The organism is Barnesiella sp. An22, from assembly GCF_963931395.1.
Lineage (GTDB): Bacteria > Bacteroidota > Bacteroidia > Bacteroidales > Barnesiellaceae > Barnesiella > Barnesiella merdigallinarum.
The window spans coordinates 2,409,868-2,425,704 of the sequence record NZ_OZ007014.1 but is presented as its reverse complement, the minus strand read 5'-3'; the positions used below and the strand labels follow the sequence as shown (position 1 = coordinate 2,425,704).

Sequence of the window (15,837 nt, the reverse complement as noted above, 5' to 3'; positions counted from 1 at the left end):
CCTTTGTATGAGGTGGAGTCGGGCGTTTTGTCGAGACCGCTGGCAGGTATGAGCAGAAAAGCGGTTGTGGCAGTGTTGTCAAGGGGATAAGACTTTCTCCAAAGGGTGCTGCGAGAAATGATTTGATAGAATTTCGATTTCCGATTTTATGATATACAACAGGGACTATATCGCGACGAAGATATGGCCCTTGTTTTTTCTTCCCCCCGTTGTATCGTTTTCGGGGACTATCGATGCCGGCAGGAAGGGGTGTAAAGAATCGGGGCCGCTTCGCGATGCGAGGCGGCCCCGATTGGTTGGCTATTGACCGCAACGGATTACTGTCGGTCGGTCGAAATGCAAAGGCTTATCGTTTGATAAATTTTACCACCTTCTCGGCGTTGTTCATCGCTACCTTCACGATGTAGCAGCCGTTGTACAGGTCGCTTACATTGACGGGAGCTTCGTGAGCTACTTTCACCAGTTTGCCGGTGATGTCGTAGATTTCAATCGTAGCGTTCTCGCCCAGGCCGTTTACATAGAGCATGCCGGCGTTGCAGTAGATCGAGAGGGCGTCGATGGTTTCTTCGATGCCGCTGATGGCACTGAACTTCACGTTGTAGATGTGGTTGCCGGTGAGGCGGCCGATATTGTATACATTCGATTGAATCTGAGTCAGCAACGAAGTGGTTTCGCCTTCGGCATCGGTTTCGTAGAAGTCAACGATTTCGTATCCTTCGGCCGGCTCGAATTCCAGTCTCATGTCTACATTCGACGGAATCTGGCTGTAACCGCTGGGGTATTGCGTGCCCTCTTCGTCGTAGATGGTAACCGTACCGTTACCTTCAACCATGCAGGTGATTTGCCAGTAGAGAACCTTTTCGCTGAAGGCAGCTTCGACGGTCACATCGTCGTCGAGCGAAGCGATGGTGTAGGTGTTGTCGGATACTTCGTCAATCTTCTCTTCGCCGTTGATCAGGAGCGAGGTCAGTTCATAGCCTTCGTCGGGGGTAGCTTTCAAGGTTACTTTCGAACCCAGGGTAACTTCGCCGAATGCGGTGGCCTCGGTAGCATCGTCGATAAACATCTCTACCTGACCATGAGCAGCGGTCGTGTAGCTTACGGTAGCTTGGTTGGTGAAGACTACGGTTACTTCGGTATCGTCTTCGATTACGAAGGTCGTGCCGCTGTTCTCTTCGCCGTTAACCAATACTTTGTCCAGACGGTATCCTTCGGCCGGTTCGGCAACAACGGTCAGAGCCGTGAATTGGTCGATGGGGCCGTCGGTTACCTCTTCATTTTGGGCGTTTACTACTTTGAACGTACCGCCTTCGGTCGGTTGGGTAATGGTGAGGTTGTTGGTCGGGAAGGTGTGACCTTCTACAATTTGTACCGAGATAAAGTCGCAGGTATATACATCGGTCCAATAGGTCGAACTGTATTGAGTTGTCCCTTCAACCACGCCGGCCGGGCAAGCACCATAGGTACCCTTGTTCTCCAACTCGGCTTCCGAGTCATTCTCTATCTTGTAGTAGGCTACCAGTTCCTGAGGCATGTTCTCTTGCGTGTAGCCACCACGAATCGACTCTTTCAACTCTTTTTCGTCCAGAGCCTTCGTCCATACCTGTACTTCGTCAACATAGCAGGAGAAACCGCCGTTACCTACGAAGAATACGCACTCGTCTTGAAGCAGACCGATACCGTGGCCTTCGCGTACGCCGTTTTCAACGATGGTTGCCAAGTCGCCCGTACCGGCCAGTTTGCCGTTCTTGTAGAGTTTGATGGTCTTGTTTACATCATCTACTACTACCGAGATGAAGGCCCATTCGTCGGTGGTGAGGGTAGCATTGGTAGCTACTTCGGCAATACCGGGGCAGCTGCCGCCATCTTCCCAGGAACGAGCTTTCAAGGTGAGACGACCGTTGTTGAGGAATACACCGAATGTGCCCGTGGCGTTGTAGAAGAGCGATTGTCCGTGACCGAGAATCTGACCGTCGCCACCGGTGCTGACAGCCTTAATCCAGGCCGACATGGTGAAGTTGCGGGCGCGGTGGTCGGTACCGGTTACATTGCCGTTGTTCCACGAGTTGTTCACGCCATTTTCGTGTTCGCCCAATACTTTGTCGTCGAAGCGGAACTGATATTTGTATTGACCGCTGATTTCAGGAACCAGTACGGCTTTGGGGCCTTCGAACTGGAAGGAGGCCGTAATCGTTACGTTCTGGTTCACTACGTAGGTGTTGCCGCTGGTGAAATCTTCGCCGTTGACTTGCAGCGAGAGTATTTCATAACCCGAGTTGGGGGTAGCGGTGATGGTCAGGGTAGTACCCTCTTCGATTTGGGTATTCTCGCCGGGGTTGAGGGCTACGTCGCCCTTCATAACGGTAAGTGTACCGTTCTCTACGGTTTCGGGCAAGGTTACGGTATAGTAGGCAATGTCGGCCAGTGTAACGGTGAGGGTAGCGTCGTCAGTTACCGTGAAGGTGTAGGTGCCGTCTTCGTTAGCCTCGAGGGGCTCGTCGCCGAGGGTTACCGATGCGAGTTTCTTGCCTTGGGGCAGAGCGTTGATGGTCAGCGTCAGTTTGCTGCCGGCAACTATCGAAGTGAGGTCTTCGACCGGTTCGCCGTCCATGGTGATTTGATAGTCTACGCTCTCGTCGATGGCAACCGATACGCTGTGCATTTCGATTTCGGCAAACGAAACGGCGATGGTGGCATTTTCGTTCACTACATAAGTGCCGCCGTTTTCAACGGGAGTACCGTTTACGGTAAGCGACTCTACGAAATAGTTTTCGCTCGGCGTAGCCGTGATGGTCAATTCGGTGCCGGCCTCTACCTGGTTTTCACCGGCGTTGAGGGCCGTTTTGCCGCTCATGACCGAGAGGGTTCCGTTCTCTACGGTCTCGGGTACGGTTACGGTGTACATCGTGGTGGTCTCAATCGTGCGGCCTTCGGCCAAGGTAGGAGCAGTTTCGGTAAAGGCCTTAATAGAGGTATAGCCACCGTCGCTGCTCAGCGTGGCGTTGGTGAGGTTATAGAATACAGCCTTGGTGTCGGCATGAGCCGAGCCGGTAGCCTTGTTGGCAAACGTACCGGTTGTTCCGCTCTCGATTTCGTTGAAGTCGTACCAGGCAGTCAGACCCGAGACGCCCTGAGGATTGTTGTTGTAGGCTTGGGCTACTTCGTCGGCCGTAAGAGCTTTGTTATAGAACTGCATTTCGTCGCAGAGGCCCGAGAAACCGGCACCACCCACGAAGAAGATACAGGGGTCGTCGTCAAAGAGAGTCAATTGCGAGCCGTTGTTGCGAGAGTCGACCAGTGTACCGTCTTTGTAGACCTTTACCGAAAAGTCGCTGTTGTCGTAGACCAGCGTCAGGTAGGTCCAGGTATTCAAGTCGATGGTTGCATTGATATTGCCCGACACGGTGTTGCCACCTCCCGAAATGATTTTGAGGGTACCGTTGGTTGTCGTAGCCAATACCAGACTACCGTTGTAGTTGATGTGAGCACGGGCGCCGTGACCCATAATCACGTTGCCTTGATTTTTATAGCCTCCGTTGGTAAATTGATTCATGTTTATCCAAGCGGCCACGGTGAACGATTTTCCCGTACGGTCGGTAGCTCCGCCGCTGCGGTCGCCCAGAATGGTTTCGGGTACTTCCAGTCGGTAGGCCGAGGTGCTCCAGTTGATGTTGAGTTGTGGAATGTTGATTGCTTTATTCTCCTGTGCCTGTGTCGTGAAGAATGGCAAGAGAACAAACAATAGAGAGAATAGTAAAAAATGTTTTCTCATGATATAAAAGTTTAGTGAAAAAAATGTGTTCTTATTGGATGTTTCTCGATTATCTGTTTTTTTTCGATCATCTGTTTTTCATGGTTACCCCCCCGTAAAATAGGCTTGCAAATCTGTTTTTTGCAAAAAAAATTTTTATCATATATAATAATAACTCTATATCGAGTAGGGTCCCTAGTAGGGAAAGGAATTTATTTTATCCTTTTTTATAAAAAAAGTCGTGAATGGGCTTTAATGGAATCAATCGATGTGTTAAATTCTCCTTGGCGGCAGGGGTGCGAGAGGGTAGGGTGCGGAGTAGAAAGGTGTTTATAAAAAGAGAACGGAGTATCCTGGTGTGGATACTCCGTCTCGATATGCTGTCTAAGTTTTGGATTATTCAGCATTTTCGGCAGCGGGAGCTGCTTCTTCGGCGGGAGCTTCTGCAGCAGCGGCAGCTTCGGCTTCTGCTTTGGCAGCGGCTTCAGCCTCGGCCTTGGCGGCAGCTTCGGCAGCTTTCTTAGCAGCAACAGCTTCGGCTTTCACTTTGTTCTTCTCTACTTCGTCTTCGAGACGTTTCTTGGCAGCAGCGTCTTTAGCGGCAGAGATTTTAGCCTTTTCAGCATCGGTAGCCGATTTCTTGTTTTTCAACCAGGCTTCGAAGCGTTGTTCTGCAACTTCTTCGGTAAAAGCACCTTTCTTTACACCGCCCAGCAAGTGTTTTTTCAGCAATACACCTTCACGAGAGAGGATGTTGCGCACGGTGTCGGTGGGTTGAGCACCCGTTGTCAGCCAATACAAAGCCCGTTCGAAATTCAAATTTATTGTAGCAGGATTAGTGTTCGGATTATAAGAACCTATCCTTTCAATAAACTTACCATCACGTGGTGCCCTGCTATCGGCGATTACAATTTGATAGAACGCATAGTCTTTGTGACCAAAGCGCTGTAATCTGATTTTTGTTGCCATTTGAAATTTTTTAATTGGTTAGTATTTGCATTAGCGGCGCAAAGGTAGTGTTTCTTTGCGAATCGTGCAAGTAAAACTCTTTAATTTTCTTTTTGTTTGCTTCGGTTTGTCCGCTTCGGGGGTGGCGGTGTACCGTTATTTCGACTGGGGGCATAGAGCCTCTTCCCATTGGGTGGGGGCGAAACCCACGAGCACCCGGTCGCCGGTGACCAGCAACGGGCGTTTGATGAGCATGCCGTCCGAGGCCAGCAGCTCGATCAGCTCCTGGGGCTGGGCGGTGGGGATGCGCTCCTTCACCCGCAGCTCGCGGTATCGCTGGCCGCTGGTGTTGAAAAACTTTTGCAGAGGCAACCCGCTGCGGGCAATCCATTGGACGAGCTCTTGAGCCGTGGGCGGAGTCTCTACGATGTGCCGGGTTGTTACCTCGATGTGATGGTCGCGCAGCCATTGGGCCGCTTTGCGGCAGGTGCTGCATGGAGGGTATTGGTAAAACAAAATTTCCATAGGTGTCGGTAATGATTGTTGTACTTCGGTTTATGCTTGGTTGCGATATTTTTGAGGCGATAAGCCTGTTTGCTTGCGGAAAAATGTGCCGAAACTCGATGGGGTAGGGAAATTGAGTTCGTCGGAAATTTCGGCTACGGTCTTGTGGGTGCTGTCGAGCAGCGACATGGCTTTGCGTGTTATGTTTTTGAATACCAGTTCTTGAACGGTATATCCGCAAACCGATTTTGATAGTTCTGACAGATATTTGGGCGAGAGGCATAGCTTGTCGGCATAGAATGCCACACCCCGCTCGTGCATGAAGTGGCGGTCGATGAGTCGTATCAGTTTCAGAAATATCTCGGTGCGCCGGGCATGGGTCGGGCTGTTCGACAGGAATTTCTGGCTGAACACGGAGCAAAGCCGGTAGGTGAGTGATAGCAGCAGCAACTTGTGCTCGTTGATCGAAAAGAAATCTTCGGACGAAATATCTTTGGCCTTTATCAGGGAGATGTACCGGGCGATGTCGTTTTCGCAGCCGGTACTCCACACACAGGGTATGTTGGACGACATGAGGGTATAGAGGTGTACCGATTGTACCATGGCCCCCATGATGTCGCGGATGGATTCGGTGTGGTAGATGATGAGGCTCAGGAGCACGTCGGCCGATTGCCGTGTAACGCGGAAGAGACCCCCCTCGGGCATAAAGACGGTTTCGTTGCGGCTGGCCTTGTAGGAGCGGCCCGACAAGGTGAACTCGAACTCGCCTTCGTGGCACACGATGAGGCCTATACCGAAACTGATAAACCCCTCTTTCATACATGCCGGGAAATCAGAAACGGTACCCCCCGACGAGCACACATCGGCCTGGCCCGACATCATTTCTTGCAGCGTGTCAAGCCGGGCCGTAGCCTTTTCATAAAGTGTTTTTTCCATAGGGGCAAATATTTATCGCCACTAAGGTAATAAAAATTATCTGACTTGGCGGGTTGTTATTCCCGCCAAGCAGATAATTCCCTCTTCTTGTATGGATAAATGAGTACGAAGAGCATTGAAATGATACAACCGTAGAAGGTCCACCCCGACATCTCCTTGACGGCCGAGAGGGTGGCCTGCACTTGTATTTTGCCTTTAGTAGACGTGGCAGCCATGTGTTCGGCCTCGGTCTCGCTGCGGCCTTGCCAGCGCATCCCGTTTACCGTCTGGTCGTAGTCGGCGGCCGACTGGGGGTTGATGCGGTCTACATCTTGAGCAAACATTGTGATGTAGTGCTGCTGGCGGTGCTGGAGCACGTTGGAATAGAGGGTCGAACCGATACCCGGGCCAATAACCATACGCACACTGAGCATGATACATATCCAGGTCGACAGATACTTGTAGGGCATGCGTTGGTTGGCATACACGGCCGTGAGGGAGTAGATGAGCATCATGCCGGTCGAGCGTATGATTACCGGGTACTTCATCCTCTCGTACAGACCGTCGGTCTGCACTTCGAAATACATGAACAGGGACGACAGGCCGATGAGCAAGAAACCTAAAGCGAAAAGATATTTCAGCTTTACGTTGCGGGAGCCCAGGAAGATGGCTATCACGGCCCCGATGAAATAGCCCAGCATGCTCCAGTTGCCCAAGGCGGCATTCTGCCAGTTGTCTATTTTCATGCTCATGCCGGTAAACACGTTGACAAACATCGAACTGGTATTGAACACCATGAGCAGGAGGAACAGGACGATACCCATGTTGATGGTGCGCAGGCGGAATACCCCCATGAGGAAGTAGGGCGACTGGTGAGACCACTCCATGTAGAAGAACACGAGGGCAAAGACTACCGTAAGTATCGTGGAGCGTACGATGGTGGGGTCGGAGAACCAGTCGAGCGTTTTGCCATACACGAGAACGTAGATGCCGCAGGTCATCATGGCGCTGAAAACGGCCACATTGCCAAACTTGCGGAACGTAATGGGGAAACGCCGGTTGTTGTAGGTGTGGTAAGGCATGGTGACGAGGACGATGAGTATAGCTACGAGCGTCATACACATCATGTAGTAGTACACGTCTTGCCACTGGTATTCATAAGCCAGCCATGCCGTGAGCGATGTACCCAACTGTCCCAGGATCATGAAGAACAGATATATTATCGGCATGCTCTTGCTCTTCTCCGAGTCGAGTCGGTCCCATCCCTCTTCATCGACAGGTTCGTTGCCCGGTGTGATGTTTTGCGTAGCTTCCATGCCGAAAGCGTAGCGTATGAGCGAGAACAGATTGACCATCATGAGTACCATGCGCAAGAACCCCATGATGAGGCTGCACAGGGCCAGCACAAATATGCTGTCGGTGATGGCGCAGATATGGCTGAGAAGATACATCAGGGAGAACCCTACGACACACATCATCTTTTCGCGGCGTATGCACACCAACTGGTAGAAGAAGGGCGAGAAGGCCGCCATGCCCACGGAGGTGACGAACCCCACGAACTGTATGTGTTCCGACTGTATGCCCAGTCCGCTTGTCATTTCGCCGCTGTTGGCTGTATAAACGCCACCTACGGTGAGGATGGGGATAAACAGCAGTATCAGCAGTATGATGCCCAGCGGCTTGGGTACCCAGTTGTAGAACGGGTAGTTCTTATATTTTGCCCCATAGGTGAGGCTTATCGTATTTTGTTTCATGACTCTAAGCTTTTTGTGAGAGATGCTTCACGAGCCAGCTTGCTTAATCGATTTTAGCTTTTACGATTACCATCATGCCGGCAGCCAGGCGTTCGTTGTCGGCTTCGGACAGATCGGTGAAGTCGATTCTGACCGGGATTCGCTGGCGTATTTTCACGAAGTTACCGGCCGAATTGTCGGTAGGAACGAGCGAGTATTTGGAACCGGTGGCTCCCGAGATGGCCGAGATGCGTCCCTTGAACTCATGTCCGTCAAGAGCATCTACCGTAATGGCTACCTCCTGACCTACATACAGGTTTTCGACCTGGGTCTCCTTGTAGTTGGCAATCACCCACTTCTGGGTGTCGGGTATGATGTAGGTGAGAGTCTGTCCGGCCGAAACATACTGCCCGTCCTCGACGGCACGGCGTCCGAGTTTGCCGTCGCAAGGAGCCACGACTACGGTGTAGGAGAGGTTGAGGCGGGCCATCTCGAGTGCGGCGCGGGCTCTTTCGACAGCAGCCTCGGTGCTTTGGCGGCGGGTAGATACCTCGTTCACGCCCGATATGGCAGCCTTTTGCTGGCTTATCAGTCCGGCCAGTTTTTTCTGGGTAGCCTCGTATTCGGTCTCGATTTGCTCCAGTTGTATCGGTGTTGTGGCATTGCGTTCAAGCAGGTTCTGGTAGCGGGTGCGGTCTTTCTCGAGTTTGGCCAGGCGTATCTTAACCTCGGCAATCGATGACTCGTAGACCGAGGCCGAAGCCTGTGTCGTCTGCAGTGTCTGTCCTATGACCGATGCGCCGGCTAAAGCATCCTTCAGCGCAGCTTCGGCTTCCATCACGCGAATGCGGTATTCGCGGTCGTCGAGGATCAAGAGGGTGTCACCCTTTCTTACGTTCTGGTGTTCAGTGAAACATACTCGCTTGATGTAGCCCGAGGCACGAAGGTTGACCGGCGAGATATATTGTTCTATCTGGGCATCGTTGCTGGTTTCGGTATTTTTGTAGTCGAGAAAAATCATCGATATTTTCACAATGCCGCATACGAGGATTATAATGCCGAAGATGCTGGCTACGATTTGGCGGGAGCGCTGTTTCCGTAATCTTTTGGCTTGTTGTTCCAGGGTGTTGGTTTTCTGTATGTTGTTGTTCGGAGTTTTCATTGAAGTAAATTCTAAAATGGTTGATTATGAGTGTGTTTGTGCGCTGTTCGGTTGCTCTGTGAAAAGGTCTATTTCAGCAGAGAGTCGAGTTTGCCGGTCAGTTTCAAGAGCGACAAGGCCGTCACGCGATAGTTGTAGTGGGCGGTCACATAGCTGTTTTGAGCTTCGCTCATCTGCATCTCGTCTTGGAGCACTTCGGTCATCGAGGCTATGCCTTCGCGGTAGCGGTCGGCCGTAACGGCGTAGACCTCCTCGGCAAGCCGGTAGTTGTCGAGTTGCTTGGTGAAGTTGCGCCTGCTGTTCATGAGGTCGCAGGTTGCATTGAGGTATTGGGTGTGCAACCCTTTGAGGGCGTCGTTGTAGGCCAGGCGGGCGTTCTCGGCATCGAGTTTGGCCTTGCGTATCTTGGAGCGTTTCTCGAGTCCGTCGAATATTGGGATACGCAGCGTGATGCCCAGACCCGATGAGTTGTACCAGTGGTTGGAGGGGCCGGAGTGAAACCAGTTGCAGAACTTGTCGGTGAAAGCCGAGTAGGTGAAGTTGCCTGTGAGCGAGAGTGAAGGCAGGTAGCCTTGCCGAATCATCGTCTCTTGCTTGTTGGCCAGTTCGCTCTGTTGTTGCAACAGCTGTAGCTCGGGCAACGACTCGTAAAGTCCGGTGAGTTCAATATCCTCGACGCTTGCCGCATTGACTGCGGTAAGGGCTATGGGCTTTTCGGCCGGATAGTCGATTACATACTTCAGCATGTTGGTCTGTTGCGTGAGCATGGCCTCGGCGTTGTCGCATTGTACTTGCAGATTTTCCAGGTTGATGTTCACTCGCTTCACGTCGACATCCATGGCCATACCGTTGTCAAAAAAGGCTACGGTAATATCTCGCAGCTCTTCCAGTCGGGCGATGTTGTCCTTGATGATGGCAATCTGCTCTGCCGTGCTCTGGGCGAGATAGTACATGCGGGTTATCTGCTCTATGAGGTCGTTGCGGGCCTTGTCGTAAGAGAGGCGGTTGATGCGGTCCATCATCTTCGTGATGTCGAGCGCTGTGAGCAGTGTCTGGTTATAGAGCGGCATCTGCAACTGGAGCCCGGCCGAAGCATTGTACTGCAAGGTCTTGGTCACGTTGTAGGGGTTGCCGTAGGCCGAGCCGTCGGTTACGGATACGGGCGGATTGAAGTTGTCGTTGAACGACCCTACGGCGTTGATTTGAGGCAGCAGTTTGGCACGGTTTTCGGTAACATTGTGTTTGCCTTTCGTGATGTCGTTGCGCCTCGTCTGTAGCTGGAGGTTGTTTTCGATGCCCATGAGCAGACACTGCTCGAGCGTGAGTGTCTCCTGCGCTTTAAGAGGAAAAAGCGTAGAGAGAACAGCAAATGTAAATAAAAGTCTCTTCATAACGTTTGTTTCATTTATCCACTGCAAAAATAGGTAGTTATATATGCTTTATCGCGATGAGATTTCCCTACTGTATGTTCATATTTTCCGTTTCTGTATGAGTGGGGTATAAAAAACGGGATATATCGCTGTAAAGCTGTGAAACGGATCCGGTCCGGACCGTTTTTGAGGAGGGGGATGGGTAGGGTAAGCAGGCGGCAGAAGTGAACGGGAAACCTGTGGCAGGCCGTGGTGCGTTTTGATCCGTGGACAGGGGCTGTTTTTCGTCCCTCTTTATTAAAAAGGTGTGATGCCCCCGAGTGTATGTCATGAATGGCGGCCGATGCTGATGGCCGGCATGTAGTTGGGGGGCAGGCGTGGGGCCGTTTCGGGCAGGGAGGAAGAGGTGGAATGAAAAATAGCGGGGGGAGGAGGGGATGGTTTTTGTGGAAATTTTTTTATCTTCACCGCCAAATCGTGAACTATGGCTTCCTATTCCCGAAAAGCTACCCGCAACAAGGCGTTGTGGGGATATTTGCTGCTCGTTGTCGTGCTGCTCTCCTCCTCGTGGTTTGTCTATCACGAGATAGGGCTGTTGGTATCGGTGCGTGAGGTTGAGGAGGATATGACGGCCAAGCGCCATCGAGTATCCGATGCGCTGTCGCTGCTCTATCGTACCGAGACGCTGGGGCAATCGCTGGTGTGGGGACGCTATTCCGATTATCCGGTGTACCGGCGTTTGATGAACGATGCCGTGTCGTGCGTCGATTCGTTGTGTAACATCACTGCCGACTCGGTGCAGTTGTCGCGTATCGACAGCATTGTCTATCTGTTGAACCGGAAAAATTCGGTCATCCGTCGGTTGATGAGTACGTCGATCGATGTGGCCGAGGAACAAAATCGCAAGTTCGACGACATCATGCGTCAGCAAGACTCCTTGCTCCTTATTCATGCCCATCAGCAAAAATTGGCCCAGAAGAGCGATTCGCTCATGGAGAAGCGCAAGCGGCGCAATCTGTTCGGTCGCATAGCCGATGCCATATCGGGCAAGTCGCCGGGCGGACTCGACAGCATTCGGTCGGAGTCGCGGCGGATTGGGGCTTTGAGCGATTCGCTGGCTCTGGACCTGAAGGCCATGGAGAGCGGTTTTCACGAGAGTCGCGAGCTCTCGAAGCAGGCCCTCGAGCGGGAACGCTGGCGACTGCGGTTTGACAACCAGCGGTTGAGCGGGCAGATAGGCCGGCTGATGAGTAGCTTCGAGCAGGAGCAACTGTTGGTCTCGGAGCGGATTCTCGATCGCAACGAGGCTATCCGCCAGGAGTCGATGAATGCTCTGGTGGGGGTGGCCTCGGGGGCTATCGTGCTGGCGTTGATATTCGGCATCATGGTGTGGCGGGGCTGGATGCGCGACGACCGCTGGCGTCGCGAACTGGAGGAGGCCCGCCGTCGGGCCGAAGAGCTGCTGGAGGCTCGCGAGAAGCTGATGCTGACAATTACGCACGACTTCAAGGCTCCGCTCAGTTCGATTATCGGATATGTAGAACTGATGATGAGGCTCGACAACAGCGAGCGGCAGCGGTTCTATCTGCAAAATATGAAGGCGTCGTCCGACCATCTGCTGTCGCTGGTGAGCGACCTGCTCGACTTTTATCGGCTGGAGTCGCATAAACTCGATGTCAATCACCTTACCTTCAATCCGCGGGTGTTGTTCGAGAAGATTGTCTCGGCCATGCAGCCGGTGGCCGAGAAGAAGCAGTTGACGCTGGAGTTGAAGGCCGAACCGTCGGCCAATGCCACCTTTGCGGGCGACCCGTTGCGCATCCAGCAGATTGTCGACAACCTGCTCTCCAATGCGTTGAAGTTTACCGCCCGGGGACGGGTCACCGTGCATCTATTCGTGCGGGGACAATACCTGGTCTTCTCGGTGAGCGATACGGGGCGGGGCATTGCCCGTGACGATTTGGAACAGATATTCCAGGCCTTTACCCGCTTGTCGTCGGCCCAGGGTATCGAAGGCTTCGGGTTGGGCTTGACGATTACCCGGCAGTTGGTCGACCTGCTCGGCGGCCGGCTCGATGTGCGCAGCCAGGAGGGGGTGGGCAGTACCTTCACCGTAGAGATTCCGCTCGACAAGGTCGACGGCGAGGCCGAGCCCGAAGCTCCCGCCTTTGCCGGGCGCCGCTGCCTGTTGCTCGACGACGACAAGATACAATTGACCCTCTTTGAAAACCAGTTGAAACAACTCGGCGTGGAGGCGGTCGCCTGTGTGCGGCCCGAAGAGGTGGTCAGCTATCTGGAACACGAACCCTTCGACGCCGTCTTTACCGATATGCAGATGCCCGAGATGGATGGTGTGCAGTTCTTGAAATCGTTGCGCGATTCGTCGGTGCCCCGGGCCCGGGATATTCCCGTGGTCGTGGTCACGGCCCGCAGCGATTCGGAGCGTCTGTTGTCCGAAGGCTTTTCGCGTGTGTTACGCAAACCCTTCTCGTTGGCACAGCTGTCCGACTGCCTGTCGGCCATTTGGCACGAGGTACCTCGGGCCGTAGCCGAGCCGCAGCCTGTGACCGCCGAAGGTGAAGAGTCGCAGGGGCGATATGACTTTTCGCCGCTCACCGTGTTTGCCGGTGACGACCGGGCCGCCCGTGTGAAGATACTGGAAACCCTCTTGCACGAACTTACGACCCAGATCGAAGAGCTGGAGCAGGCTCGCGAGACGCGCAACGGGGTAGTCGTTACCCGTATGGCTCACAAATGGCAGCCGCTTTTTGCCATGCTGAAGCTCTCGGACATGCTGCCGTTGCTTTCGCGACTGGAAGAGGAGGGGGCTGCCCCGTGGAGCGATAGCCTGTCGGAACACTTGACCCCTCTGCTCGCCTGTGCCGGGCAGATACGGGACGAGTTGCAAGCTATTTTAAGAAAGGAGGAACAACAACCATGAACCATATTCTTATCGTCGAGGACGATACTACATTTGCCCTCATGCTGCAGACGTGGCTTACCAAAAAGGGCTTTGCCATCACCTCGGTTTCGGGGGTGGGAGCGGCCCGGCGTGCACTGCAGGACGAAGCCGTCGACCTGGTGCTGTGCGACTTGCGGCTGCCCGATGGCGAAGGCATCGACCTGCTGGAGTGGCTCAATGCCCGGCGGCAACCGGTGCCGGTTATCGTGATGACCAGTTATGCAGCCATCCCCTCGGCCGTCCAGGCCATGAAACTGGGGGCCAAGGATTATATAGCCAAGCCGGTCAATCCCGAAGATCTGTTGCAAAAAATCAACGAGGTACTCGGGGCCGCCGTCCGTGCCGTCGAACCGAAGCAGCCCAAGCCAAAGGCTGCACCCGAAGAGCCCGGCTATCTCGAGGGGCAGAGCGAAGCTGCCCGGCAGCTCTATTCGTATGTACGGTTGGTAGCCCCTACCAGCATGTCGGTCTTAATCAACGGGGCGAGTGGTACAGGTAAAGAGTATGTGGCCAAGCGGATACACCAGTTGAGCAAGCGAGCCGACCGTCCGTTTGTGGCCATCGATTGCGGAGCCATCCCCAGGGAGTTGGCCGCCTCCGAGTTCTTCGGTCATAAGAAGGGGTCGTTTACGGGGGCTATCGAAGACAAGGTGGGAGCCTTTGTCGAGGCCGACGGCGGTACGATATTTCTCGACGAGATAGGCAACCTCAGTTACGACGTGCAGATACAACTGCTCCGGGTGTTGCAGGAGCGGAGGGTCAAGCCGATAGGTACCACGACCGATATTAAGGTCGATGTGCGGTTGATTGCCGCTACCAACGAAGACTTGAAGGCTGCCATAGCCGCGGGTACCTTCCGCGAAGATTTGTATCACCGCATCAATGAGTTTACCATCCATATGCCTCGCCTGTGTGAGCGGGGCGAAGATATTCCACTCTTTGCCAACTTCTTTCTGGACCAGGCCAATCGCGAGTTGGAGAAGCCCGTCCCGGGATTCCGGCCCGATGCCATGGAGCAGATTTGTCGCTATCGCTGGCCCGGTAACTTGCGCGAGATGCGCAATACCGTAATGCGGGCCGCCCTGCTGTCGCAAGGAGCTCCCGTCGGGGTGGAACATCTGGGGCTGGAGGTTGCCGAGTCTGCGAAACGGACGGCCGCATTGCACGACCCCGAGAGCGAACGCACCAAGATTGTGGCCGCTCTGCAACACTGTGCAGGCAACAAGAGCCGGGCGGCCGAAATGCTGGGCATCGATCGCAAGACACTCTACAACAAACTCAAACTGTATCACATCGAGTGAAGCCGGGCGGGTGGGGGTGATTGTCGCCTTTCGATCTCGGTTCCCGTACATCTATATCGGGGCACTCCAATTGGGGTGTCCCGATGCTTTTTGGGTGTGTGGTGTGGAATTTTTCCACACCTCTCCACATCTGTTCCACACTATTCCACACTATGCTACAAGTGGTATTATTTTTTAATATCTTAATAAATAGAGCTTTATGTGCATATTGGCGCCATTGGCACGGCGATTGTATTTTCATTAGGCGAAGAATGGAATAATAGAGTGTATAACTTAAAAATGTGGAATTATGAAAAAGTTAATGTTATCAGTCGCAGTATTTATGATGTCGGTTAGCGTTTCATCTTTTGTTTCGTATGCACAGAGTCCGAGCGAAGAACCGGCACAAACCGATAGTGTTCCTGCACAGGAACCCCAAGGAGAGGCAAGTCTGTTCGGTCTGAATGAAGAGCCGGCTCCTGCTGACAGTGTCCCCTCTCAAGAACCGCAGAGTGAAAAGTCTCTGTTCTGTCTGAATGAGGAGCCGGCTCCTGCCGACAGCGTTCCCACACAAGAGCCTCAGAAAGACGAGCCTCAAGCCAATCTCTATCTGCTTGGCTTGACTGAGGAGCCTACCGACAGCGTTCCCACTCAAGAGCCTCAGAAAGACGAGCCTCAAGCTAATCTCTATCTGCTTGGCTTGACCGAGGAGCCCACCGACAGTGTTCCCACTCAAGAGCCTCAGAAAGACGAGCCTCAAGCTAATCTCTATCTGCTTGGCTTGACCGAGGAGCCCACCGACAGTGTTCCCACACAAGAGCCGCAGAAAGACGAGCCTCAAGCCAATCTCTATCTGCTCGGCCTGACCGAAGAGCCCACCGACAGCGTTCCTACGCAGGAGCCGCAGAAAGACGAGCCTCAAGCCCAAAACTCTATCGCATAACTTTTGCATCGGATAAGTGAGTTAATCTTTAGAAAAAGCGTTCTTATTTTTATCTGTTTTAGTGAAGATGATGGAGCCGCCATTCTCCTCGGTATGAGGGGGATGGCGGTGTTTTTTGCATCCCCTCTTTAAAAGGCCTTGCAGAAAGGCATTCAAATTCTTTTATCTATTGGGAATAATAGCGTAAATAATATTAAAATGTAACTATTTCTCGTTATATTTGCATAGTTAAATTGTATTTACAACTCTGTTTAAGAGGTTAAAATGCA

At 53.0% G+C, this 15,837-nt stretch carries 10 protein-coding genes; 3 read left to right on the top strand and 7 right to left on the bottom strand.

Features of this window, described 5'->3' with window-relative positions:
• Nucleotides 1–346: 346 nt before the first annotated feature.
• From ABGT88_RS10080 to ABGT88_RS10050, 7 genes are all read right to left on the bottom strand, one after another.
• Nucleotides 347–3,772, bottom strand: coding sequence for a LamG-like jellyroll fold domain-containing protein (locus ABGT88_RS10080; RefSeq protein ID WP_346701899.1), 3,426 nt, complete (start codon nt 3,770–3,772; stop codon nt 347–349).
• 375 nt (nt 3,773–4,147) lie between these two features.
• The gene (locus ABGT88_RS10075; protein ID WP_087409180.1) at nt 4,148–4,720 is read right to left on the bottom strand and encodes a 30S ribosomal protein S16; all 573 of its coding nucleotides are present in this window, start codon (nt 4,718–4,720) and stop codon (nt 4,148–4,150) included.
• A gap of 135 nt (nt 4,721–4,855) precedes the next feature.
• Entirely contained in the window at nt 4,856–5,224 is a 369-nt protein-coding gene (locus ABGT88_RS10070; protein ID WP_346701897.1) for an arsenate reductase family protein, read from the bottom strand.
• Between the two features lie 30 nt (nt 5,225–5,254).
• Entirely contained in the window at nt 5,255–6,139 is an 885-nt protein-coding gene (locus tag ABGT88_RS10065) for an AraC family transcriptional regulator (protein WP_241147849.1), read from the bottom strand.
• Nucleotides 6,140–6,195: 56 nt separating this feature from the next.
• On the bottom strand, nt 6,196–7,872 hold the full coding sequence (locus tag ABGT88_RS10060) for an MFS transporter (protein WP_346701895.1): 1,677 nt from the start codon (nt 7,870–7,872) through the stop codon (nt 6,196–6,198).
• A gap of 43 nt (nt 7,873–7,915) precedes the next feature.
• The gene (locus ABGT88_RS10055) at nt 7,916–9,013 is read right to left on the bottom strand and encodes an HlyD family secretion protein (protein WP_087409177.1); all 1,098 of its coding nucleotides are present in this window, start codon (nt 9,011–9,013) and stop codon (nt 7,916–7,918) included.
• Between the two features lie 68 nt (nt 9,014–9,081).
• A complete protein-coding gene (locus ABGT88_RS10050; protein ID WP_258327945.1) occupies nt 9,082–10,404 on the bottom strand; it encodes a TolC family protein in 1,323 nt (440 codons plus the stop codon).
• A 463-nt stretch (nt 10,405–10,867) separates the two neighbouring features.
• On the opposite strand from ABGT88_RS10050, the gene ABGT88_RS10045 reads away from it, so the two are divergent.
• The 3 genes from ABGT88_RS10045 (at nt 10,868) to ABGT88_RS10035 (ending at nt 15,568) form a co-directional block, all read left to right on the top strand.
• Nucleotides 10,868–13,324 carry an ATP-binding protein gene (locus ABGT88_RS10045; RefSeq protein ID WP_346701892.1) on the top strand — a complete coding sequence of 819 codons (2,457 nt, stop codon included), beginning with the start codon at nt 10,868–10,870 and terminating at the stop codon, nt 13,322–13,324.
• Nucleotides 13,321–14,646 (top strand): sigma-54 dependent transcriptional regulator, encoded by a 1,326-nt coding sequence (locus ABGT88_RS10040; protein ID WP_346701890.1) that lies wholly within the window; start codon nt 13,321–13,323, stop codon nt 14,644–14,646. Before ABGT88_RS10045 ends, ABGT88_RS10040 begins: the two co-directional genes overlap by 4 nt.
• Nucleotides 14,647–14,935: 289 nt before the next feature.
• Nucleotides 14,936–15,568: a hypothetical protein gene (locus tag ABGT88_RS10035; RefSeq protein WP_346701888.1), complete on the top strand. Its 633-nt coding sequence runs from the start codon at nt 14,936–14,938 to the stop codon at nt 15,566–15,568.
• Nucleotides 15,569–15,837: the final 269 nt, after the last annotated feature.